The 20,624-nt window shown below is 74.2% G+C and carries 17 protein-coding genes and 1 pseudogene; 13 read left to right on the forward strand and 5 right to left on the reverse strand.

Annotated elements, in window-relative coordinates; genetic code table 11:
- The first annotated feature begins 45 nt into the window (after positions 1-45).
- Entirely contained in the window at positions 46-2,187 is a 2,142-nt protein-coding gene (locus tag ACF07N_RS21325) for an OmpL47-type beta-barrel domain-containing protein (protein ID WP_392115843.1), read from the forward strand.
- On the opposite strand, the gene ligD is transcribed toward ACF07N_RS21325, so the two are convergent.
- Positions 2,174-3,202 carry a non-homologous end-joining DNA ligase gene (gene ligD, locus ACF07N_RS21330; RefSeq protein WP_392115164.1) on the reverse strand — a complete coding sequence of 343 codons (1,029 nt, stop codon included), beginning with the start codon at positions 3,200-3,202 and terminating at the stop codon, positions 2,174-2,176. The genes ACF07N_RS21325 and ligD overlap by 14 nt on opposite strands.
- A 74-nt stretch (positions 3,203-3,276) precedes the next feature.
- Here ligD and ACF07N_RS21335 point away from each other — a divergent pair, with 74 nt between their 5' ends.
- A complete protein-coding gene (locus ACF07N_RS21335; protein ID WP_392115167.1) occupies positions 3,277-4,341 on the forward strand; it encodes an ATP-dependent DNA ligase in 1,065 nt (354 codons plus the stop codon).
- 12 nt (positions 4,342-4,353) lie between these two features.
- Here the strand turns inward: ACF07N_RS21335 and ACF07N_RS21340 are convergent, their stop codons facing one another.
- Entirely contained in the window at positions 4,354-5,544 is a 1,191-nt protein-coding gene (locus tag ACF07N_RS21340; RefSeq protein WP_383321268.1) for a zinc-dependent alcohol dehydrogenase, read from the reverse strand.
- A 207-nt stretch (positions 5,545-5,751) separates the two neighbouring features.
- Here ACF07N_RS21340 and ACF07N_RS21345 point away from each other — a divergent pair, with 207 nt between their 5' ends.
- Entirely contained in the window at positions 5,752-6,729 is a 978-nt protein-coding gene (locus tag ACF07N_RS21345; protein WP_392115170.1) for a DUF3048 domain-containing protein, read from the forward strand.
- Between the two features lie 13 nt (positions 6,730-6,742).
- On the opposite strand, the gene ACF07N_RS21350 is transcribed toward ACF07N_RS21345, so the two are convergent.
- Positions 6,743-7,207, reverse strand: coding sequence for a MarR family winged helix-turn-helix transcriptional regulator (locus ACF07N_RS21350; protein ID WP_383321273.1), 465 nt, complete (start codon positions 7,205-7,207; stop codon positions 6,743-6,745).
- Between the two features lie 195 nt (positions 7,208-7,402).
- On the opposite strand from ACF07N_RS21350, the gene ACF07N_RS21355 reads away from it, so the two are divergent.
- The 8 genes from ACF07N_RS21355 to ACF07N_RS21390 all read left to right on the forward strand — a co-directional run bounded on the left by ACF07N_RS21355 (position 7,403) and on the right by ACF07N_RS21390 (position 14,732).
- Positions 7,403-8,158, forward strand: a complete 756-nt coding sequence (locus ACF07N_RS21355) for a CoA transferase subunit A (protein ID WP_383321276.1) — start codon at positions 7,403-7,405, stop codon at positions 8,156-8,158.
- A complete protein-coding gene (locus ACF07N_RS21360) occupies positions 8,158-8,802 on the forward strand; it encodes a CoA transferase subunit B (RefSeq protein WP_392115174.1) in 645 nt (214 codons plus the stop codon). Before ACF07N_RS21355 ends, ACF07N_RS21360 begins: the two co-directional genes overlap by 1 nt.
- On the forward strand, positions 8,799-10,001 hold the full coding sequence (locus ACF07N_RS21365; RefSeq protein WP_392115177.1) for a thiolase family protein: 1,203 nt from the start codon (positions 8,799-8,801) through the stop codon (positions 9,999-10,001). The genes ACF07N_RS21360 and ACF07N_RS21365 overlap by 4 nt, the downstream gene beginning before the upstream one ends.
- Before the next feature lie 79 nt (positions 10,002-10,080).
- Complete coding sequence (gene pcaH, locus ACF07N_RS21370; protein ID WP_392115180.1) at positions 10,081-10,854, forward strand: protocatechuate 3,4-dioxygenase subunit beta; 774 nt, start codon at positions 10,081-10,083, stop codon at positions 10,852-10,854.
- A gap of 6 nt (positions 10,855-10,860) precedes the next feature.
- Positions 10,861-11,466, forward strand: coding sequence for a protocatechuate 3,4-dioxygenase subunit alpha (gene pcaG, locus ACF07N_RS21375; RefSeq protein WP_392115182.1), 606 nt, complete (start codon positions 10,861-10,863; stop codon positions 11,464-11,466).
- The gene (pcaB, locus tag ACF07N_RS21380) at positions 11,463-12,758 is read left to right on the forward strand and encodes a 3-carboxy-cis,cis-muconate cycloisomerase (protein WP_392115185.1); all 1,296 of its coding nucleotides are present in this window, start codon (positions 11,463-11,465) and stop codon (positions 12,756-12,758) included. Before pcaG ends, pcaB begins: the two co-directional genes overlap by 4 nt.
- A complete protein-coding gene (pcaD, locus tag ACF07N_RS21385) occupies positions 12,755-13,876 on the forward strand; it encodes a 3-oxoadipate enol-lactonase (RefSeq protein WP_392115188.1) in 1,122 nt (373 codons plus the stop codon). The genes pcaB and pcaD overlap by 4 nt, the downstream gene beginning before the upstream one ends.
- A 64-nt stretch (positions 13,877-13,940) precedes the next feature.
- Positions 13,941-14,732, forward strand: a complete 792-nt coding sequence (locus ACF07N_RS21390) for an SDR family NAD(P)-dependent oxidoreductase (RefSeq protein ID WP_392115191.1) — start codon at positions 13,941-13,943, stop codon at positions 14,730-14,732.
- Between the two features lie 17 nt (positions 14,733-14,749).
- On the opposite strand, the gene ACF07N_RS21395 is transcribed toward ACF07N_RS21390, so the two are convergent.
- A complete protein-coding gene (locus ACF07N_RS21395) occupies positions 14,750-17,434 on the reverse strand; it encodes an ATP-binding protein (protein WP_392115193.1) in 2,685 nt (894 codons plus the stop codon).
- A gap of 538 nt (positions 17,435-17,972) precedes the next feature.
- Between ACF07N_RS21395 and ACF07N_RS21400 the strand changes: the two are divergent.
- Positions 17,973-18,050, forward strand: a pseudogene (locus ACF07N_RS21400) (DUF2510 domain-containing protein); the annotation flags it as partial.
- Between the two features lie 678 nt (positions 18,051-18,728).
- Positions 18,729-19,826, forward strand: a complete 1,098-nt coding sequence (locus tag ACF07N_RS21405) for a hypothetical protein (RefSeq protein WP_392115846.1) — start codon at positions 18,729-18,731, stop codon at positions 19,824-19,826.
- A gap of 159 nt (positions 19,827-19,985) precedes the next feature.
- Here ACF07N_RS21405 and ACF07N_RS21410 read toward each other — a convergent pair whose 3' ends face one another.
- Entirely contained in the window at positions 19,986-20,594 is a 609-nt protein-coding gene (locus tag ACF07N_RS21410; protein ID WP_383339278.1) for a TetR/AcrR family transcriptional regulator, read from the reverse strand.
- Positions 20,595-20,624 lie beyond the last annotated feature (30 nt).

Raw genomic sequence — 20,624 nt, forward strand, 5'->3', positions numbered from 1 at the left:
GCGCACCGAAGAATCTGGGCCGCCCTGCTGGCCGCCCTGCTCGTGATGCTCGGCCTGCAGGCGATGCCCGCGGCCGGGCAGGCACAGGCGCCGGCCGCCGAACAGGTACTCACCTGGACGGCCGGCAACGACATCGACAAGTACCTGTCGGCGCCGAAGACGGCGGTCGCCGGCCAGGCCACGATCGTCTTCGAGAACAGCGCGGCCACCGGCAACACCACCGGCATGCCGCACACGCTGACGTTCGTGACCAGCGATCCCGAGTTCAACAGCGATGTGCAGCTGAACCTCCTGGCCAACCCGAACGACGCCCAGGGCGGCAAGCACACCGCCCAGGTCACGCTCACGCCGGGCCGGTACTTCTACCACTGCACCATCCCCGGCCACGGCCAGATGCAGGGCATCCTCACGGTGACCGAGGGCACGGGTGAGGACACCACCGCGCCCGAGGCCTCGGCGCACGTGAGCGGCACGCAGAACACACAGGGCCAGTACGTCGGCTCCGCGAGCGTGGCGCTGCACGCCACCGACGAGGGCGGTTCGGGTCTGGACCGGATCGAGTACGCGCTCGGCGGCACGGGTGCCTGGCAGCCGTACACCACGCCGGTCGTGGTCGACCAGGTCGGTGATCACACGGTCCGCTACCGGGCGTTCGACAAGGCGGGCAACGTCTCCGCCGAGAAGAGCACCGCGTTCACGGTGGTGGCACCGCAGTCGGACGACACCACCGCGCCGGAGACCTCGGCGACGGTGACCGGCGAGCGGAACGCGGACGGGGCGTACATCGACATGGCGACGGTCACCGTCTCCGCGTCCGACACCGGCTCCGGGGTCAACTCGATCGAGTACGCGATCGGCTCCGGCGCCTGGCAGCCGTACACCGCTCCCGTGATGGTGCACCAGGTGGGCGAGCACACCGTCCGCTACCGCGCCACCGACAAGGCGGGCAACGTGGCGGCCGAGAAGAACGTGCGGTTCACGGTGGTCGCGGCGCCGCCGCAGGACACGACCCCGCCGGTGACGGGCGTGACCGTGGAGGGCACGAAGAACTCCGACGGGGCGTACGTCAACAGCGCGCGGGTGACCGTCACGGCGACCGACGCGCACGGTTCGGGCGTCGAGCGGATCGAGTACTCGCTGGACGGCGGGCCGTATCTGGCGTACTCGGCGCCGGTGGTGGTGGACCGGGCCGGTGCGCACACCGTGGCGTACCGGGCGACCGACAAGGCCGGCAACACCTCGGCGGCCCGCACGGTGACCTTCACGGTCGTCTCCGGCGGGGTGCCGGCGCCCGACTGCCCGGAGTACGACGAGCGGCTGACGGTGTTCGTCGGCACGGTGGACTCCGGGGTGCGCAACCGGGTGACCGACAACCGGTGCCGGATCGGCGAGCTGATCGAGGACGAGAAGGAGTGGACGTCCCACGCGCTGTTCCTCAAGCACGTCACGTCCGTCCTGGACGCGCTGCTGAAGGAAGGCGTGATCGACCAGCGGGAGTACAACGCCATCCGCAAGGCCGCCCGCCAGTCGGGCATCGGCAAGCCGGGACAGACCGAGGGCTACCGGGCGATCTTCGACGGCAGCGCGGAGTCCCTGGCCAAGTGGCAGCACGTGGGCGGCGGTTCGTTCGGGCTGAACCCGGACGGGACGATCACCTCCAGCACCACCACGCCGGGCATGGGCATGCTGTGGTTCCCGCAGCGCAAGTACGGCGACTTCTCGCTGAAGCTGCAGTGGCGTGACGACGCGCCCGGCACCGGCAACACCAACTCGGGTGTCTTCGTCCGCTTCCCCTGGGTCCACGACCACCCGGAGGAGTCGCGCCCGGAGTGGGTCGCCATCAAGTACGGCCACGAGGTGCAGGTGTTCGACCGGCCCGACGGCGACATGTACAAGACGGGCTCGATCTACGGTTTCGACCGCGTGGGCCTGGCCGGCGCGGGCGTGACGCAGAAGGGCACCTGGAACGACTACGAGATCCGGGTGGAGGGCCAGCACTACTCGGTCTTCCGCAACGGCGTGCTGATCAACGAGTTCGACAACACCGGCGGCCAGGAGTTCACTCCCCCGCGCTCGGACGACCCGGGCACGGACGGGCGGCGCTTCGCCTCCGGCTACATCGGGCTCCAGGTCCACGGCACCACGGACGTGGTCTCGTTCCGCGACGTCCGGATCAAGGAGTTGTAGGAGGCGCCTGCTTGCGGGCCCTGCTCGGCTGTACCCGTCTGGGCTCCCCCGGCATCTTCGGATACTCGGGCGGGTACGGCAGGTCGCCCAGACCGTGGTCGTGCTCGTCACGGCGGGCGAGGTCGAGCAGGGCCTCCAGTGAGTAGCGATGGTCGTCCATGTCCGCGTGCACATCGCCGAGTTCGGCGAAGCGCGCGGGCATGGTCGCGAGGTCGAAGTCCCGCGGGTGCGCGACGCCGACCTCCTCCCAGCGCAGGGGCGCGGAGACGGGGGCGTGCGGGCGGGGGCGTACCGAGTAGGCGGAGGCGATCGTGCGGTCGCGGGCCGTCTGGTTGTAGTCGAGGAAGATGCGCTCGCCGCGCTCCTCCTTCCACCACTTGATGGTGACCTGCTCCGGCATCCGCCGTTCCATCTCCCGGCCGACGGCGATGGCGGCGCGCCGGACCTGGGTGAAGGTCCAGCGCGGCTCGATGGGCACGAACACGTGCAGTCCCCGGCCGCCGGAGGTCTTGGGGAAGCCCCGCAGTCCGCCGAACTCGTCCAGCACGGCCCGTAGTTCGTGGGCGGCGCGGGCGGCGTCGTCGTAGTCGGTGCCGGGCTGCGGGTCGAGGTCGATGCGCAGTTCGTCGGGGCGGTCGACGTCGCCGCGGCGGACCGGCCAGGGGTGGAAGGTGAGCGTGCCGAACTGGGCGGCCCACACCACCGCGCCGACCTCGGTGGGGCACATCTCGTCGGCGCTGCGGCCGCTGGGGAAGGTGATGTGCGCGGTCGGGATCCAGTCGGGCATGTTCTTCGGGGCCCGCTTCTGGAAGAAGTTCTCGCCGGCGACGCCCTCGGGGTAGCGCTCCAGGGTGGTGGGCCGGTCGCGCAGGGCGCGCAGGATGCCCGGGCCGACGGCGATGTAGTAGCGGGCGAGGTCGAGCTTGGTGAAACCGCGCTCGGGGAAGAAGATCTTGTCCGGGCTGGACAGCCGTACGGTCCGGCCGTCCACCTCCAGTTCCACCGCGTCACCCATGTCCGTCACGGTAGGCGTAGCCCGCATACCTCGCACATCGGGCGTATCGCTGCGGGCGCGCGCAGAATCGAGCCATGGATCTGCCGGTGATGCCCCCTGTCCTGCCGATGCTCGCCAAGTCCGTGGCGGCGATCCCCGCGAACATGCACTACGAGGCGAAGTGGGACGGGTTCCGGGCGATCGTGTTCCGCGACGGGGACGAGGTCGAGTTCGGCAGCCGTACCGGGAAGCCTCTGACCAGGTACTTCCCGGAGCTGGTGGCGGCCGTGCGGGAGCGGTTGCCCGAGCGGTGCGTGGTGGACGGGGAGATCGTGATCGCGCGCGAGGGGCACCTGGACTTCGACGCGCTGTCGGAGCGGATCCATCCGGCGGACTCGCGGGTGCGGACCCTGGCCGAGCGGACGCCGGCCTCGCTCGTGGCGTTCGACCTGCTGGCGCTCGGGGACGAGTCGCTGATGAGCGCCCCGCTGACCGAGCGGCGGGAGCGGCTGGCCGAGGCGCTGTCCGGGGTGACGGCGCCGGTGCACCTGGCTCCGGCGACCACGGACATCGAGGTGGCGCGGCAGTGGTTCGAGCAGTACGAGGGCGCGGGGCTGGACGGTGTCGTCGCGAAGCCGCCGGCCGGGCGCTACCGCCCCGACGAGCGGGCCATGTTCAAGATCAAGCACGAGCGGACGGCGGACGTCGTGGTCGCCGGGTACCGGCTGCACAAGAGCGGCCCGGTCGTGGGCTCGCTGCTGCTCGGCCTGTACGACGACCGGGGCACGCTCCAGCACGTGGGCGTGTCCGCGGCCTTCACGATGAAGCGGCGGGCGGAGCTGGTCGGGGAGCTGGAGCCGCTGCGCATGGACGACGTCTCCGGGCACCCGTGGGCGGCCTGGTCCGAGGAGGCCGCGCACGAGTCGGCGCGGCTGCCGGGGGCGCCGAGCCGCTGGTCGGGCCGGAAGGACCTGTCGTGGGTGCCGCTCAGGCCGGAGCGGGTGGCCGAGGTGGCGTACGACCACATGGAGAACGGGCAGCGCTTCCGGCACACCGCCCGTTTCCGCCGCTGGCGCCCGGACCGGACCCCCGAGAGCTGCACCTACGCCCAGCTGGAGGAGCCGGTCCGCTACGACCTGGCGGAGATCCTCGGCCCGTGAGGCCGGAGCCGCTCAGGGCTGCATCAGGATCTTGACCGCGCCGTCCTGCTTGCGCTGGAACATCTCGTACGCGTGCGGCGCCTCCGACAGGGGCACGCGGTGGGTCGCGAAGTCGTCCACGCCGAGCGGGTCCTCGTCGGTCAGGTAGGGGATGATCTCGTCGCTCCAGCGGCGCACGTTGGCCTGGCCCATCCGCATCTGGACCTGCTTGTCGAACAGGGTGAGCATCGGCATCGGGTCGGCCATGCCGCCGTAGACGCCGGAGAGCGAGATGGTGCCGCCCCGGCGCACCAGGTCGATGGCCGTGTAGAGGGCGGCGAGGCGGTCGACGCTGAACCGCTCGGACATCGGGCCGCTCAGCTTGCGCGGGAGCAGCGCGGCGGTGTTCTGCACCAGGCGGGCCACCGCGCTGCCGTGGGCCTCGGTGCCGACCGCGTCGATCACGGCGTCCGGGCCGCGGCCGTCGGTCTCGTCACGGATCGCGGCGACGAGTTCCTTCTCGTCGTCGAAGGACCTCAGGTCGAAGGTCTCCACCCCGCGCGCCTTGGCCCGGGCCAGCCGCTCCGGGACCAGGTCGATGCCGAACACCCGCCCGGCGCCCTTGACCTGGGCGACCCGGCAGGCCATGTCGCCGATGGGGCCGAGGCCCAGTACGGCGATGCTGCCGCCCTGCGGCACGTCGGCGTAGGCGACGGCCTGCCAGGCGGTGGGCAGCACGTCGGAGAGGTAGACGAAACGGTCGTCGGGCGGGCCCTCGGGCACCTTGATCGGGCCGTACTGGGCCTGCGGGACGCGCAGGTACTCGGCCTGGGCACCGGGTACGGCGCCGTACAGGCGGGTGTAGCCGAACAGGGCGGCGCCCATGCCCTCGCCGGTGACCTGCGTGGTCTCGCACTGGGTGGGCAGGCCGGTCAGGCACATCCAGCAGTTGCCGCAGGCGATCTGGAAGGGGACGACGACCCGGTCGCCCACCTGGAGGTCCGGGACGCCCGCACCGACCTCCTCGACGATGCCCATGGGTTCATGGCCGAGGATGTCGCCCGGGGTCATGAACGGGGTGAGCACCTCGTACAGGTGCAGGTCGGATCCGCACAGGCCGCTCGAGGTGATGCGGATGATCGCGTCCGTGGGTTCCTGGATGCCCGGATCGGGCACGTTCTCCACTCGCACGTCCCGCTTGCCCTGCCAGGTCACTGCCCTCATCGCTGCGCGCTCCCTCCGTCGGCGTGCGCGTCGGTCGGTCGGCGGGGTCCGGGTACCCGGGCGGCCCGCGCTGAACCTTTGCGCCGATCGACGGACACGGCCGGGACACCGCACCGCCAGAAAAGACCGGGCCTGGCCGTAGATGGTCAGATAAGTGCACAATCAAGACACATCGACGACTGGGGCGCGGTGGCGACGGTGGGCAGGGTGCGAAGGGCGCGCGGACGGCGCGCCACGACGACGGCGGCACTGCTGGCCGTCACGGTGACGGCGGCCCTGGCGGCGGGGTGCGGCGCCGGGGGCGGCACGCCCGACGACGGACGGGGCTCGTCCAGCGCCTCGGAGCGCGGGGCCTCGCCGTCGGCGAACGGCCCCTCCGCGCTGGCCGTCAAACTCGACAACGCGAGCGCCGCACGTCCGCACACGGGCGTCGACGCCGCGGACGTGGTGTACGTGGAACAGGTCGAGGGCGGGCTGAGCCGGCTGATGGCGGTGTACGCCACGCGGGTGCCGAAGACCGTGGGCCCGGTGCGCAGCGCCCGCGAGTCCGACCTGGAGCTGCTGCGCCAGTTCCACCGGCCGACGCTGGTGTTCTCCGGGGCGCAGAGGAAACTTTTGCCGCTGATCGACGAGGCGCCCCTGCGGGCGGTGACCCCGTCCGACGCGCCCGGCGCCTTCTACCGCGGCGGCGACCGGGCTGCCCCGCACAACCTTTTCCTGCGCGCCCGGGACATCGCACCCGAGGCGCCGGGGCGGGCGGCCCTGACCACCGGTTTCCGCTACGGCTCCGCCCCGGCCGGCGGTACGGAGACGGCCTCGCGGACCGTGCGCTACCCGGCGGCCCGCTTCACCTTCACCTGGTCCGGTGCCCGTGACCGCTGGCTGGTCGGCATGGACGGTGCCCCCGCCACGACGTCCGGCGGCACACGGATGGCGGCGGCGACCGTCGTCGTGCAGTACGTGCGGATCCGCGAGTCCGGCTTCCGGGACTTCCTCGGCAACAACTCGCCGTACACGGAGACGGTGGGCTCGGGCAGGGCGACCGTGCTGCGCGACGGCCGGGCCTGGGACGTGAAGTGGAAGCGCCCGAAGGCCACGGACGGTACCGCGTTCACCACCGGCGACGGCTCCCCCGTGCGCTTCGCGGAGGGCCAGGTGTGGGTGGTGTACGCCAGGGCCTCCTGACCCGGCGGCGGGGTCAGCGGGGCGCCGCCAGGGGCTCCTCGGGATGGCGCAGCCCCTCGGCCGCGTCGGCCACCCGCCGGATGAGGTCGAAGAACACCGTCCGCTCGCCGGCGGACAGCGGGGCGAGGAAGACCTGGTTCATCCGGGCCGTGCGCACGGTCAGCCTGCGGTGCGTGCGCGTGCCCTCCTCCGTCAGGCGCAGCAGCGAGCGGCGGCCGTCCTGCGGGTCGCGGACCTTGTCGAGCAGCCCGCGCCGGCTGAGCCGGCTGATCACCTCGGCGATGGTGGACCGGTCGAGGCCCACCCGCTCCCCCACCGTGCGCTGGTCCAGGCCGGGTTCGTCGACGAGCGTGTTGAGGACCGCGTACTGCGGCGAGGTGATCTCCTCGGAGACCATCGCGTTCCACAGCAGGTAGTGCGCCTGCTGGAGTCTCCGGGCCAGGTGCCCGGGGTGGGTGGTGAGGTCCGCCGCCGCCATGTGCACCCCTCGGTCGATTTCATCGGTGCACTGACGATAGTCGAACCGGGGCGAGACTGTCTGCCGCCCCGAAGGCGTATCTGACAGGGTCTTGACGCTCCAGAGGCACGATGGCAGCGTGAGATCCGGCTCGCCAAAATACTCAGTGCCCTGACTAATTCGGTCGGGTCGCGCGGCAGAGATGGGGCTTCTCGGATGGACAAGGTGGTCGCCACGGCCCTGGAGGCCGTGGCCGACGTGCCGGACGGCGCGTCGCTCGCGGTGGGCGGTTTCGGGCTCAGCGGGGTGCCGAACGTGTTGATCCAGGCGCTGCACGAGCGCGGCGTGTCCGGTCTCTCGGTGGTCTCCAACAACTGCGGGGCCATGGAGTCGGGGCTCGCCGTCCTCCTGGCCGCCGGCCGGATCGCCCGGGTCACGGGTTCCTACATCGGCGCCAACAAGGAGTTCGCCCGGCAGTACCTCGCCGGGGAGCTGGAGGTCGAGCTGATCCCGCAGGGCACGCTGGCCGAGCGGCTGCGGGCCGGCGGCGCGGGGATCCCCGCCTTCTACACGCCCGCCGGGGTGGGCACCCAGGTCGCCGACGGCGGTCTGCCGTGGCGCTACGACGGGCAGGGAGGGGTCGCGCTGGCGTCTCCGCCCAAGGAGGTCAGGGAGTTCGACGGCACGGAGTACGTGCTGGAGCGGGGCATCCGCACCGACTTCGCCCTGGTCCGGGCCGCCCGGGGCGACCGGCACGGGAACCTGGTCTTCAACAAGTCCGCCCGGAACTTCAACCCGCTGGCCGCGATGGCCGGCCGGGTCACGATCGCCGAGGTGGAGGAACTGGTGGAGCCCGGCGCGATCGACCCGGACGCGGTGCACCTGCCCGGCATCTTCGTGCAGCGGGTCCTGGCACTCACCCCGGAGCAGGCGGCGGACAAGCGGATCGAGCAGCGGACGGTGAGTTCCTGATGGCCTGGACACGCCAGGAGATGGCCGCGCGGGCGGCGCGTGAACTGCGGGACGGGCAGTACGTCAACCTCGGCATCGGCCTGCCCACGCTGATCCCCAACCACCTGCCCGAGGGCGTCGAGGTCGTCCTCGAATCGGAGAACGGCATCCTCGGCACCGGGCCCTACCCCACCGAGGACGCCGTCGACCCGGACCTCATCAACGCCGGGAAGGAGACCGTCACCGTGCTGCCGGGCGCCTCCTTCTTCGACTCGGCGCTGTCCTTCTCGATGATCCGCGGCGGGCACATCGACGTGGCCGTGCTCGGTGCCATGCAGGTCTCCGAGAAGGGCGACCTCGCCAACTGGGCCGTCCCCGGCAAGCTGGTCACCGGCATCGGCGGGGCGATGGACCTGGTGCACGGCGCCCGCACGGTCGTCGTCGTCATGACCCACACCGCGAAGGACGGCTCGCCCAAGATCCTCTCCGAGTGCACGCTGCCGCTGACGGGCAGGGCCTGCGTGAACCGCGTCATCACCGACCTCGGCGTCCTCGACGTCACCGGCGGCGGGCTCGTCCTGGTCGAGACCGCGCCGGGCGTGAGCGCCGACGAGGTCGTCGCCGGGACCGGCGCCGCTCTCACCGTGCCGGAGGCTCTGAAGTGAGGGACGTCTACCTCGTCGACGCGGTCCGCACGCCGATCGGACGCTACAACGGCGGTCTGGCGGGCGTGCGCCCGGACGACCTGGCCGCCCACGCCATCCGCGAACTCCTCGCGCGGACGCCGGAGCTGGACCCGGCGCGGATCGAGGACGTGTACGTCGGCAACGCCAACGGCGCCGGTGAGGAGAACCGCAACGTCGCCCGCATGGCCGCCCTGCTCGCGGGCCTGCCGACCTCCGTGCCGGGCGTGACCGTGAACCGGCTGTGCGCCTCCGGCCTGGAGGCCGTGGTCCAGGCGGCCCGCGCCATCGCCGTCGGCGACGCCTCGATCGCGCTCGCGGGCGGGGTCGAGTCGATGACCCGGGCGCCGTACGTGCTGCCGAAGAGCGACAAGCCCTTCCCCGCCGGGCACACCGAGCTGTACTCCACGACCCTCGGCTGGCGGATGGTGAACCCGCGCATGGAGCCGCAGTGGACCGTTCCGCTGGGCGAGAGCGCCGAACTCATCGCGGACAAGCACGAGATCAGTCGCGAGCAGCAGGACGCGTTCGCGCTGCGCAGTCACGAGAAGGCCGCGGCGGCCCGGCGGCAGGGCCTGTTCGAGGACGAGATCGCGCCCGTCGACGTGCCGCAGCGCAAGGGCGAGCCCGTGCGGTTCGCCGCCGACGAGTGCGTGCGCCCGGACGCCTCCCCGGCGGCGATGGCCGGGCTCAGGCCGTCGTTCCGGGCGGAGGGCGGCACGGTGACGGCGGGCAACGCCTCGCCGCTGAACGACGGTGCGGCGGCGCTGCTGCTCGTCGACGAGGAGGGGCTGCGGGCCACGGGGCGCGAGCCGCTCGCCCGGATCCGGGCGACGGGTGTCTCCGCGACCGACCCGCACTGGTTCGGGCTGGCGCCCGTCGAGGCCGTGAACCGGGCGCTGGCGAAGGCGGGCCGGGGATTCGGCGACCTGTCCGTGCTGGAACTGAACGAGGCGTTCGCGGCGCAGGTGCTGGGGTGTGTGGCCGAATGGCCCGAGTTCGATCCGGCGATCCTCAATCCGCAGGGGGGTGCGATCGCCCTCGGTCATCCCCTGGGCGCGTCCGGGGCCCGGCTGGCCGGCACGGTCGCCCATCAACTGGCCCGGCGCGGCGGCGGGGTGGGGGTCGCCGCCCTCTGCATCGGGGTGGGCCAGGGACTCGCCCTCGTACTGGAACGCTAGGCGTTCGGCTGCGGGCCGCGTGCGGCTGATCGCGCGTGCCCCTTCCCGCACCATACGGAAGAACCTTCCAGGGGACCTGATGACTCTCACACAGCACGACATCGACCAGGAGATCGCGGCCGAACGCGCCGCGTACGAGAAGCGGCTCGCCGACGGAGGCCCCGTCGAGCACCAGCCGCGCCGCGACTACGCGCCGTACCGCTCCTCGGTGCTCCGGCACCCCAAGCAGCCGCCGGTCACCATCGACGTGAGCAAGGACCCGGAGCTGGTGGAGCTGACCTCCCCCGCCTTCGGGGAACGGGACATCACCGAGATCGACAACGATCTGACCCGGCAGCACCCCGGCGAGCCGATCGGCGAGCGCATCACCGTCTCCGGCCGGGTCCTGGACCGGGACGGCCGCCCCGTGCGCGGCCAGCTCGTGGAGATCTGGCAGGCCAACGCGGCGGGCCGCTACGCCCATCAGCGCGAGCAGCACGACGCCCCGCTGGACCCGAACTTCACCGGTGTCGGCCGCACCCTCACCGACGACCGGGGCCGCTACCACTTCACCACCGTCCAGCCCGGCCCCTACCCCTGGCGCCAGCACCTCAACGCCTGGCGTCCGGCGCACATCCACTTCTCGCTCTTCGGCACGGCGTTCACCCAGCGGCTGGTGACGCAGATGTACTTCCCGAGCGACCCGCTGTTCCCGTACGACCCGATCATCCAGTCGGTGACGGACGACGCGGCCCGGCAGCGGCTGGTCGCCACCTACGACCACAGCCTGTCGGTGCCGGAGTTCTCGATGGGCTACCACTGGGACATCGTGCTGGACGGACCGCGGGCCACCTGGCTCGAAGAAGGGCGCTGAGCTGCCATGACGAGGATCGACACGAGCCGTCCGGAGAGCGTGCTGCCCACGCCCTCGCACACCGTCGGGCCGTTCTACGGCCACGCCCTGCCGTTCCGCGGCGGGGAGGAGATCGCACCCGCCGGGCACCCGGACACGATCACCGTGCACGGGTACGTCACCGACGGCGCGGTCGCGCCGCTGCCCGACGCGCTGATCGAGGTGTGGGGCCCGGACCCGCGGGGCCGGGTGCCCACCGCGGACGGCTCGATGCGGCGCGACCCGGCCTCGGGCGGCTTCCTGGGGCGCAACGGCGTGGAGTTCACCGGATGGGGGCGCAGCCAGACCGACGCGAACGGCCACTGGTACACCCGGACGCTGCGGCCCGGGGCGCGCGGACGGCACGCCCCGTACCTCAGCGTGTGCGTCTTCGCGCGCGGGCTCCTGGTGCACCTGTACACGCGGATCTACCTGCCGGGCGACGACGCCGTCCTCGCGGCCGATCCGCTGCTGTCGCGCCTGGCGGACGAGCGGTGCGACACGCTGATCGCCACCGGGGAGCCGGACGGCACGTACCGTTTCGACATCCGCCTTCAGGGCGAAGGCGAGACGGTCTTCCTGGAGTTCCAGTGACATCTCCGCTCGGCGACACCGGCCTGCTCGCCCCCGGTTGGGCCGGCTCGGCGGCCGCGGCCGCGACCGGCGACGACGCGTATCTGCGGGCCCTGCTCGACGCGGAGGCCGCGCTGACCCGGGCCCAGGCGGCCCTGGGCCTGGTCCCGGCCGAGGCGGCCGCGGCGGTGAGCGAAGCGGCCCGCTCCGGCGCCTTCGACGTGCGGTCGCTGGCCGCGCGGGCACGGGCCGGCGGCAACCCGGTCATCCCGCTGGTCGCCGATCTGACGAAGGCCGTCGGCGACCCGTACGGCCCCTGCGTCCACCGGGGCGCGACCAGCCAGGACATCCTGGACACCGCGGCCATGCTGGTCGCCGCACGCACCCTGGAGCTCGTCCTCGCCGACCTGGGCCGCACCGAGGGGGCCCTCGGCCGGCTGGCCGCCGAGCACCGTGACACGGCGCTGCCCGGGCGGACGCTCACGCAGCACGCCGTGCCCACGACGTTCGGCCTGAAGGCCGCGGGCTGGCGGTCGCTGGTGCTCGACGCGCGGGACCGCGTGCGGGCGGTGCGCGAGACACTGCCCGTGCAACTCGGCGGCGCGGCGGGGACGCTGGCGGCCTTCGGCGCGTACGGCGCGGCCGATCCGCTCGCGCTGCCGGCGGCGTACGCCCGGGAACTCGGCCTGCGGGCGCCGGAGCTGCCCTGGCACACCCTGCGCACGCCCGTCGCCGATCTCGCCGGATGCCTGGCCTTCGCCACGGGCGCTCTCGGCAAGATCGCGGCGGACGTCCTGACCCTGTCGCGCACCGAGATCGCCGAGGTCGCCGAGGGCAGCGGCGGCAGCTCGTCCGCCATGCCGCACAAGGCCAATCCGGTACGGTCCACGCTGATCGCCGCCGCCGCGCGGCGGGCACCGCACCTCGCGGCGACGCTGTACGGGGCGATGGCGGCGGAGGACGAACGCCCGGCCGGCGCCTGGCACGCCGAGTGGGAGCCGCTGCGGGACCTGCTGCGGCTGGCCGGCGGCGCCGCCCGGGACGTCGCCGAGCTGGCGGAGGGCCTGCGGGTCAGGCCCGAGGCCATGCGGGCCCATCTGGACCTGACCGGCGGGGCGATCGTCTCCGAGCGGCTGGCGGCGGAGCTGGCCGAGGTGCTGGGCCGCGCCCGGGCCAAGGAGCTGCTCACCCGGCTGGCGGCGGACGGGCGTCCGCTCGCCGAGGCGCCGGAGCTCGCGGACGCCGACCTCGACCCCACGCACTACACCGGCTCCGCCGGAACCCTCACCGACCGTGCCCTGGAGCGACGTTGACCCTGCTGCATCACCTCGCCGAAGGACCCGCCTGCGCTCCCCCGCTGCTGCTCGGGCCCTCCCTCGGCACCTCGTACGCCCTGTGGGACAAGGTGGCACCCGAGCTGTCGGTCACCCATCGCGTGATTCGCTGGGACCTGCCGGGGCACGGCGGTTCGGCGGCCGGCCTGCTGACGGCGGGCGCCACGGTCGGCGACCTGGCCGGGCTGGTGCTGGCGCTCGCCGACTCGCTCGGCGTGGAACGGTTCGCCTACGCGGGGGTGTCGCTGGGCGGCGCCGTGGGGCTGCACCTCGCGGTGCACCACCCCGAGCGGCTGTCGTCGCTGGCCGTGATCTGCTCGTCGGCGCACTTCAACGGGGCCGCGCCGTGGGAGGAACGGTCCGCGCGGGTGCGGCGGGAGGGGCTGGACGAACTGGCGGGGAACGCCGACGCGCGCTGGTTCACGCCCGGCTTCACCGTGCCGGAGCTGGTGGCGGACCACCGCCGGGCCGACCCGGAGGCGTACGCGGCCTGCTGTGACGCGCTCGCCGCGTTCGACCTGCGGGACCGGCTGCCGGAGATCGCCGTGCCCACGCTGCTGGTCGCCGGCCGGGAGGATCCGGCGACACCGCCCGCGCACCTGCGGGAGATCGCCGACGCGGTACCGGGCGCGGCACTGGTGGAGATCCCGGGCGCCTCGCACCTGGCGCCCGCGCAGTGCCCGGAGGCGGTGCTGGCCGCGCTGCGGTCCCACTTCGGCCGGCCCGCCGGGCGGGGGATGCACGTGCGGCGCGAGGTCCTCGGCGACGCCCACGTGGACCGGGCGCAGGCGCGGCAGACACCCTTCACGGCACGGTTCCAGGACTTCATCTCCCGCTACGCGTGGGGCGAGATCTGGACCGACCCGACGCTGTCGCGCCGCGAGCGCAGCATGATCACCCTCACCGCGCTGGTCGCGCACGGCCACCTCGACGAGCTGGCCCTGCACGTCCGGGCGGCCCGCCGCAACGGGCTCACCCCCGAGGAGATCGGTGCGGTGCTGCTGCAGACGGCGGTGTACTGCGGGGTGCCGGCGGCGAACGCGGCGTTCGCGACGGCCCAGCGGGTGCTCGCCGAGGAGGACGGCTCGCGAGGGTGACCCTGCCGTTCGTACGCACGGCAGCAGCTCGCCCGGCCCCGGACGGCGTGCCTACGGTGGGGGCATGTCCACCATCCTGATCACCGGCGCCACCTCGGGGCTCGGCCGGTACGCCGCCGTCGAGCTGGTCCGCGCCGGGCACGTCGTCCTCGTCCACGGCCGGGACCCCGGGCGCACCGAACGGCTCGCCGGGGAGCTGCGCGCCGAGGGGGACGCCGAGGCGTTCGTCGCGGACCTGGCCTCGCTGGCACAGGTGCGCGAGCTGGCCGGGCATGTCGCCGCCGCGCATCCGGAACTCGACGTGCTGGTCAACAACGCGGGGGTGGGCTCCGGTACGCCGGGTGCGGGCCGTGAGCTGAGCGCCGACGGGCACGAGCTGCGGCTCGCGGTCAACTACCTTGCGCCGGTCGTGCTGACCCGGGCCCTGCTGCCCGTGCTGCGCGCGAACGCCCCGGCCCGGATCGTCAACGTCGGCTCGGCCGGGCAGGAACCGCTCGTCTTCGAGGATCCCGAGTCGGGCCGCGGCTACGACGGGACGGCGGCCTACCGCCGCAGCAAGTTCGCGCTCGCCGCGCACACCTTCGCCCTCGCGGAGGAGTTGGCGGGCACCGGTGTCGCGGTGAACGTGCTGCACCCGGCGACGTTCATGGACACCGCGATGGTCCGCGAGGCGGGCGTCACGCCCTGGAGCACGGTCGCCGACGGGGCGGCCGCCGTGCTGGCCCTGGCCACGCGGGACGCGGGCAGCGGCCGGTACTTCGACGGGAAGCGCCCGGCACGGGCCCACGAGGCGGCGTACGACCCGGCGGTGCGGGCCCGGCTGGCGGCGGTGACGGACCAGCTGATCCGCGCCTGAGCCGCGCGGGCCCGGCTTCAGGCCGGGCCGGCGCCCGAGGCCAGTTCCTCGCGTGCCCGGGCCGCCAGGCCGTCCGCACCGCACGACAGGGCCAGGTCCAGGCCGCGCCGGAGGTCGGCCGCCGAGCGGGCGGCGACGCCGTACTCGATGCGGGCCGCCGCGTGCTCGTACTGGCAGGGCGAGGCCTCGAGGTAGGTGACGGCCCGGGCGAGGAGGCGGACGGCGCGCTGGCCGGTCTCCAGGGCGGCGGCGCAGCGCAGGGCCTCCCCTATGGCGGTGTCCGTGCCGAAGCGCTCGGCCTGGCGGCGGACGTCCACGGCGAGCCGGGCGGCGCGCGCCGGGTCCTCGGTGCTGAGGGCGCGGGCGAGGTCCGTCGCCCAGGGCACGAGCACCGGGTTGTGGTGGCCGCGGGCCGCCGCGGCCTTCTCGGCGGCCTCCAGTTCGTTGATGCCGTCCTTGGTGCGGCCGACGGCCAGCAGCAGCCGGCCGCGCACCGACCGCGGGTCGGGCAGGACGATCGTGGACGGGTAGGGCGGGGCGAAGCCGTACCGTTCGGCGACGTCCCAGGCCTCCTCGACCCGGCCGCGGGCGAGCAGCGTGTCGACGAGGTTGCAGGTCGCCGACCAGTACAGGGGCAGGCCCCGGCCGACGCGTTCGGCGACGCGCAGCGACTCGCGCAGGGACGCCTCGGCCTCCTTCAGACGGCCGCGCCTGCGGTGGCCGAGCCCGACGTAGGCGTGAGCCAGGGCGAGGTGGCCGCCGCTCCAGCCGGCCGTCTCGTAGGCGCGCAGGGCCTCGTTGTAGAGGGCCTCGGCGCGGTCGAGGCGGTCGGTGAAGGCGTACGCGTTGGCCAGCATCAGCAGCAGCTCGATGCCCCACTCGGTGTCGGTCCAGCCGAGGCCGGGAGCCAGGCGGCCGTTGACGAGGGCGCGGTCGCACAGTTCGGCGACCTCCTCGGCGTTCTCGCCGTGCATGAGGGCGTCGAAGCCGCGCAGGATGAGCAGCGCGCGTTCGGAGTTGTCCCGGCCGGTGCAGGTGCGCGCCAGGTCGGCGAGGCGCTGGGAGCGGCCCGGTGAGGTGGCCTCGCCGGCGTGGATGCCCTCCCACATGAAGTGGACGGCCTGGAGCCGCATCCGGGCGGGCCCGGGTCCGAGCCGGGCGGCCTCGGCCTCGACCGTGCGGACCGCCTCCTCCAGCTGGTCGTTGTGCAGGAGCGCCTGGGAGAGCCGGAAGACGGCGTCCACGCGCTGGTCGCCGTCGAGGCCTGGCATGGACAGCGCGGTGCGCAGATGGCCGATCGTGCGGGCGGGCGCGGTGAGGAACGTGGCCTGGGCCAGCTCGTAGAGCACGTGCGGGTGGGACTCGGGCCGGGGCGGTTCCCTCAGGGCGCGCTCCAGGCAGCGGCGGGCGGCGTCCGGGGCGCCGACGGCCAGGTGCTCGCGGGCCGCTTCGCGCAGCTGCCCGACGAGTTCCTCGTCGTCGTCCGGGTGGACCTCCAGCAGGTGCCGGGCGGCGGCCGCGGCACCGTGTCCCTCGTCGGTGACGATGCGGGCGGCGATGCCGTGCATCGCGGTGCGCAGGGCGTCGGGGATGGAGTTGTAGACGGCGGTGGCGATGAGCGGGTGGACGAACTCCAGGTCGCCCTCGGCACCGCGGCCGGTGGCGGGGTCCGGCTCGGTCAGGATGCGGGCGGTGCGCAGCAGTTCGGCGCAGCGGCGGGCGTCCTCGGGCCTGAGCGTGGCGAGTTTGGCGACCAGGCCGACGGAGATGCCGGTGCCGAGGATGGCGGCGGCCCAGGCGAACCGGGTGGCGTCGATGCCGAGTTCCTCCAGGCGGGCGACGAGCCCGCCGCCGCGGGCCGAGCGGTTCAGCTCGCGCAGCTCCCCGGCCCGGGCCTCGACCGGGTCGAGTTCGCTGTCCTGCACCCGGGCGAGGAGTTCGACGGCCTCGTAGGGGTTGCCGGCGGTGACGGCCCAGACCTCGCGGCAGAACGCGGCGTCCGCGTGCCGGCCGAGGGTGGCGCGGGTGAGGCCGGCCGTCGCGTCCGGGGTGAGGGCGCTCAGGGTGGTGACGGCGCCGTCGGCGGCGGCCGCGACGGCGTCGAGGTGACGGGCGCTCGCGCCGGACAGGCCGCCCGGGCGGCGGGCGACCACCACCAGGACGGACATCTCGTCCAGGCGCCCGGCCAGCCCCGCGAGCCAGTGCAGGGTCTCCTGGTCGGCCCAGTGGGCGTCGTCGATCAGCAGCACCAGCGGCCAGTCCCGGCGGGAGAGCCGCCGCACGGCCGCGACCAGGCCGTCGCACACGCCCTGCGGGTCGGCCTGCCGGTCGCCGGGGTCCGCTATGCCGAGGGCGGGTCCGGCGATGTCGTACCAGTCGCCGAGGTACTCGCGGGCCTCCTCCGGCAGCATCGACACCAGGGCCGGCTGCAGCAACTGCCGTACCACGTTGAAGGGGACCGACCTGAGGGTCTCGCCGCCGCGGGCCGACCAGACGGTGCAGCCGCGCGTCTCGGCGATGCGGCGGGTTTCGGCCAGCAGCGCGGTCTTGCCGAGTCCGGCGTCGCCGTGGAAGACCAGCAGTCCGCCGGTCGAGGAGCGGTCCGCGCACAGGCGGTCGACCGCCCGCGTGACGGCGGCGACTTCCTCGTCGCGCTCCCACAGGGAAGCCGAGGCGGCGGCCGTGGGCCGTACCTCCGTCATCCCGTTACCTCCCCAAGTCGCCCGAACGACGTACAGACGTCGAGCGTAGCCGTCCGATTGCCCGAGTGGAGGACGGTCGCGGCACCTGTTGCCGTGACGGGTGACACGGGGTACGGCCGGACGACGCGCCCGGGCCGTCACCAGCCGCCTTCCGGTCAACGACGTGCAATTGCAAGGGAGCTGACGTTCCCTCACCGAGCCGGGCGGACGCGGCGGGGGCCGGCGGGCGCCGCTCGCCCGGCCCGTGGGCGACCTCGCCGCGTGGTAGGACTCCGGCGGCCGCGGCCACTCCGCGACGATCATCGCCGCGCGGTTCCCCAACACCGGAGCGCGGCGGTGCGATCGAGGGACCGGTGAAGGCGTACGCCTCATGCGTGCCCGCGCTGTCCTCCCACCCCGCCGGAGCGGCGTTTTTCGGCCGTCTCGGCGACCGGCCCGGGCACGGAGACTCCCGGCGAGGCAGCCGCGGCCTGTCACCGGAACAGCTGACTCCGGGTCCTCTCATGCCTCTTTCACCGACGCCTCATACGGTGGGGGCATGACGCGCGAGACTCCCGCCGGGTGGTACCCGGACCCCGGACAGACGGACGGCCCCGCCACGGAGCGCTGGTGGGACGGCAAGGCCTGGACGCCGTACATCCGGCCGAAGGAGCGCCCCGGGGCCGGTACGCCCGGGGCGGGAACGGCGGCCGAGGCGCCCGGCGCGGGTGGCTCCGGTGGCCCGGCGGACCTCATGTCCCCCGGGGACCCGGCCCCGGCCGGGACCGGGGCCGGGCCGGTGGAGGGCATACCCGGCGACGAGGCGGGCGATGGCGGGGCACCCGGCGGCGCGGCGGACTCGTCCCCGGCCGCCAGGCAGGCCGCTCCGGCGGGCCCGGGTGCCGCCGCGGAAGCGGCGCGAGACGCCGGCGCCTCCGGCACGACCGAGCGGGGCCCCGGGGCGGACGCACCCGCCCCCGGGAGCCAGGCCGTCCCGGCGGCAGCGGCGGGCGGCGGGAACGCCCCGCGCGCCGGGGCATCCGAGACCGACCGAGCACGCGCCGGGGAAGTCCCGGCCCACGGGACCGCGACACCGGCCGCGGAAGCCACGATCGACGGGAACGCGGCACACGCCGGCGAAGCCGAAGCCGACGCGAACGCAACGCAATCCGGGGAAGCCGAAGCCGACCGGAGCGCGGCGCGCGCTGGGGAAGCCGAGGCCGTCGCGGACTCGTCCCCGGCCGGGACGCGGGCCGCGCCGGACGGTCCGAGCGCTGACGCGAACCCGGCCGCCACCGGCGGAACCACCGGCCCGATCGGCTCAAGCCCGTCCGGCGCCGGCGGAACGACGGGCCCCGCCGATCCGGCCCCGGGCGGGGCCACCGGCCCCGGCCCGGTCGGGCCTCCGGGCGCCGGGGGGAGTGCCGGTGTCGCGGGTGCCGGCGGAAGCCCTGCCGGGGACGGTCACTCCGCCCCGGCGGGCCATCCGGCCGCCGGGGCCTTCCCCGGTGCCGCCGGGGCCTTCGGGCCGCCCGGCGCAGCCGGTCACCCGGGCGGGTACCCCGGTCAGTCCGCCGGTGCGGGGTACTTCGCCGCCGGCGGCCACCCGGGCATGCCCGGGTACCCCGCCGCTCCCCCGCCCGCTGCTCCCCGCTCCCGGCGGCTGCGGACGGCTGTGGCCGTCGGGGCGGCCGTCGCCGTGCTCGCCGGTGTCGGCGTCGGGGTCTACGCGCTGACGGACGACAGCGGCGGCAGTTCGGCCACCTCGCAGGCGCCGGGTGGGCCCGGCGCACCCCGTGACCAGGAGAGCCCCCGCGGTGACGGCGGGTCCGGTGGATCCGACGGGCAGAGTCCGGGGCCCCGGCAGCCCGAGCCGCCGAAGATCAGGAGCGGCTCTGTGACCGACCGGGTCGGCGGGATCAGCCTGCCGATCCCGGAGGGGTGGTACGGGCAGGAGGGCCAGGCCGGTGCGCAGGTGACGTCCGAGGAGTCCTACAAGTGCCCCGGCGACACCGCTTCCACCTGCACCAAGGGCGGCGCCTACTCCGCACCGGCCATCGCCCTCGGCACCAAGGGCGACACCCCCGAGGAGATCGCCAAGGCCGACATCGCGGCGAACGCCGAGGAGTCGTACGGCGGCAAGGCCTACGGCGGCATCACCTCCCACGACGTGCTGGCCTCCGAGGCCGTGACCGTGGCCGGTCAGAAGGGCTACCTGGTCCGCTGGAAGGCCGTCACGAGCAAGGGCGCCGACGGCATCGTGGAGTCGCTGGCGTTCCCGTCGCCCGCGAACGCCGAGTTGATGGTCGTCGTCCGGTTCGGCGTCGATGCCGACCAGAAGGAGTCCGTCCTGGACGAGATCACCCGCGGCATCAAGGTGTCGACGGGCCGGGGCAACGGCCAGGACGTCTGACACCCGGCGCCCCGCCGCCGGGACACCGGTCGGCCGAGTGGGGCGCCCCCGCCGCTCACAGGGGCACCCCACCCGGCCGGGGGGTGCGCGCCGCCCCCGTCCCCACGGGTCGGCGCGGTCGGGTCGCCGTCCGGTCATCCGTGGACGGCGGCCCGGGTCTCAGGTCAGGCCCAGGGCCGGCAGCACCGCGGCCTCCACGAACCGTACGAGGTAGTCCGGGTCGGCGGGCCGGCCCTCCAGGACGGGCCGCAGCCGCAGCACGCCCAGCATCTGGGCCGGCAGGTAGGGCAGCGCCGGGTGGCCGGCCGGCACCTCGCCCCGCTCCACCGCGCGCCGGACGATCTCCTTCAGCGCGGCGATCTCCGGTTCCACCACCGCCTCGCGCAGCGCGCACTGCAGCTCCGGGTCCTGCGTGGCGGCGTGGGCGAGCGCGTGCAGCAGCTTGGTGTCGCGGCCCGACAGGTCGCCGAGCGCGCGGGCGGCCTCCCGCAGGTCCCCGGCGAGGGAGCCGGTGTCGACGCAGCGCGTGCGCCGGTGGGACCGCAGCGCCGCCGCGACGAACTGCGGCTTGGTCTTCCACTGGCGGTAGAGCGTGGACTTGCTGCAGCGGGTGCTGGCGGCGATGCCCTCCATGGTCAGGGCGTCGTACCCGCACTCGCGGAGCTGTTCCAGCACGGCGTCGAAGAACTCCTGCTCACGCTCCGGCGTGATCTTGGAGCGGCGCGAGGTGCCGACCTGCTCGGGTCGGTCCGCAGCCTGCGACGTCATGGGCGTGTGCTCCCGGCTCTCGTCGGCGGC

This window comes from Streptomyces sp. NPDC015242 (genome assembly GCF_043079125.1).
Taxonomy (GTDB): Bacteria; Actinomycetota; Actinomycetes; order Streptomycetales; family Streptomycetaceae; genus Streptomyces.